This is a genomic window from Methylorubrum podarium, from assembly GCF_022179745.1.
GTDB classification, from domain to species: Bacteria; Pseudomonadota; Alphaproteobacteria; order Rhizobiales; family Beijerinckiaceae; genus Methylobacterium; species Methylobacterium podarium.
The window spans coordinates 1-2,758 of the sequence record NZ_BPRD01000258.1; the positions used below are offsets into that span (position 1 = coordinate 1).

Annotated in this window: 1 protein-coding gene; it reads right to left on the reverse strand. The window is 70.8% G+C overall.

The features are described from left to right. Positions 1 to 399: 399 nt before the first annotated feature. Complete coding sequence (locus MFF42_RS13620) at positions 400 to 2,358, reverse strand: alpha/beta hydrolase domain-containing protein (RefSeq protein ID WP_238256213.1); 1,959 nt, start codon at positions 2,356 to 2,358, stop codon at positions 400 to 402. Positions 2,359 to 2,758: the final 400 nt, after the last annotated feature.

Below are 2,758 nucleotides of genomic sequence, written 5' to 3' on the forward strand. Positions count from 1 at the left end.
GCGAGCAGGCTGCCAGGACCAAGCCGGTCAAACCGATCACCCATCGCGCATCCATAGCCAGTTCCCCCAAGGCCGATCGACGGCTTTTGAAATGATGACCATAATCTATTATGGCCATCATCTATCGTCAATGGCCTTCGTGCCCTCCGGCCGGCGGCTCCGGAGCGATCGCGGCCCGGGACCCCGCGCGGGCGCTTCCTCCGTTCTGCGGTGTTCAGGGGTGTCAGGCGTTCCGGCGAGCCCCTCCCCCGGCGTCGGCCGCGCGAAGGACGTGGCCGGCCCGAGGGTGCTCTCGGACCGGGCGTGACGGCCGCGGGCCCACCCGCGCATCCGGGCCGGCCTGCCGATCGATGCCGCCCGGCCTGCGCAGGGCCGCCGGCACGCCCGGAGCGCCGCCCGCTACGGCGCTTCCTGTCGCGCGGCCGCGATCATGCGCTCTCCGTCCTCCCGCAGGAGCAGGCGCTCCGACACGAGGGCATCGACGGATTTCGTCACGGCCGCGACGTAGGCACCCGTATCCTGATACCGCTCCTCGAGGGACGGACGGGGGTCGCCGGCCGCGTCCCGTTCGGCACGCGTGCGCGAAAACGGTATCTGGCTGCCCTCGCGATCACACAACGCGCCGGCGGGGAACGGATCGGCATACAGGTTCCAGCCGGTGAAGGTCGCCCGCGGGGCCGCGACCGCCGGCAAGCGGATGCCGGCCACCTCGTTGCCGTCCGTATCGACGCGCGGGACCAGCGGGCGATATTGCGGCCCGCTTTCCGGGCGGGGATCCACGTAGGTGCTGAACCGGGCGATCGCATTCGGCGCCGTCGGAACGGGCACGCCGACCATGAACGGAAACCCGATCTCCGCCGCCTCGACCAAGGTCCCGTCGGACAGGCGGGGGACACGGCTCTCCGGCGGGGCCTTGCCGTCCTTCACCCATTCCTCGAGCGCAACGAGAAGCGCGCGAACCGCCGGGGCCGGGTTGAGGGTGCTGCGCGGGTTCGCGCAGGGTCCCTTGGTCGAGGTCAGGCCGGCGCGCCCGTAGTGGAAGCCGCTCGACACCAGGTAGGCGCGCGCGGTGTCGGGCAGCGGCACATCGGTGCGGCCGACCGGATCCGTGGTCAGGAGGGAGGCGCCCTTCTGCCAATACTCCGTGCCGGTGTTCGCTTCGATCAGGAGAGGATCGAACCCATCGTCCCGCAGGATGCTGCCCGTCCGCCCGGTGATCGGATCGTGTTGGCCGGCGGCTGAGAACGGGAAGGTGTTCTCCGGATAGAGATGGTCTTCGTGCTGCGTGTTGGTTCGCGAGGGCTGGGCGAAGCGGGCGTTGAGGAACACCCCGCCCACGCCCGCGATGTGGGACAGCATCCCGTCGAAGACCCGCTTGCCGCCCTCGTCCCGGTTGAACCCCTGTTGGATGAAGTCGCGGAGGTAGCGCCCGCTCTGCGAGATGCCGAGCGCGAGGGTGTGCCGGATCGCGCCGCCGGCCGGGTTGGCCGTCCCGCTCTCACTGCGGAGATAGGCCACCACGTCCCGCGTAGCGGCAAAGCCGATCCCGAGAACCTTCGGCTCGGTGGCTCGGTAGGTGAATTCGTAGAGCGAGCCGGGCAGCGGCTTGGTGCCCTTCGGCAGGAGCTCGATCTGACGCGGCGTGGCGTAGTGCCAAGCGCCGGGCGGGACCGGCCGCGGCGGGTCGGCCTCCCGGCGCCGCACGGTCAGCTGCGCGCTCGCCTTGTCCGGTCCGGCCGTCTTGAAGGTCAGGTAGAAGGGCGCCTCCGGCGGGCCGCGGGTCGCGCTGACGAGCTCATCGCGCACGACCTCGACGATCGGCTTGCCGCCGCGGGTGGCGACCGGCACGTCGATGGCCATGCCGCCCTGTTGGCGCAGGGCGTCGGCCTCCCAGCCGGACCAGACGATGGTGTAGCCCCGGCGCAGGACGAGACCGGTCCCGGCATCGGTGGCCGTCCTCGGATCGTTGACGGCCTGTACCGCTTGGGCCGGCGCGTCGAGAACCCAGTTGAACAGGAACTTGCGGCCGCGGTTCAGCACCTCGAACAGCAGCGTTCCGCTGCCGCGCGCCGGATCCTTGGGCCGCAGGATGAACAGGTCGGTCTTGTACTCGACCATGCCGCGGGCGTTGCGAGGCGCCAGCGCGATATCGACGATGCCGGCATTCGCGGGATCGGCCGGATCCAGCTCACCACGGGCCGTGCCGACGACACGCTCGTAGCTGCCCGCTGCGCCGAACTCCGCGCCATCGGCGAAAGGTTCGACGCTGGCGATCTCGATGCCGGTGATGCCCGCCTGAGCCGGCGTCGCGCCGAGGGCGCAGCCAAGTGCGCCGACCACAACCCAACCGTTGCGCATGTTCGCTCCCCGCTCGGCTCGTGCTGGCCGGTCTCCTCAGCAAACATGCCGGAGAGCGGACGTCGAGAGGGAGGCTCGGTCTCGCCCTGTTTTCTCCTTTGCGGATCCTGCGCGACGTTCGGGGGGGGCGGGATCGACGTGAACCGAAGGCTGCCTCGATCCCTTCGCGATTGCGGATGCGCGCGCCAGGGCGCGCGCGCCGCGAGCACTGCCACCATGCGGATCTCATCCGGGGCAGGTCTGAGCTTTCCTCACCTCGGCCCCGCACCGAGGGCGGTGCGGCGGCTGCGGGGGCCTGCCGGGGCGAACGGGGTTCCTGGTCGGTGTCGGACGCTTCCGGGACGGGAAGGCGGCCGGTTTCGGGGCTTACGCGCACCGAACGCGCGCTGCGGGAGATGCG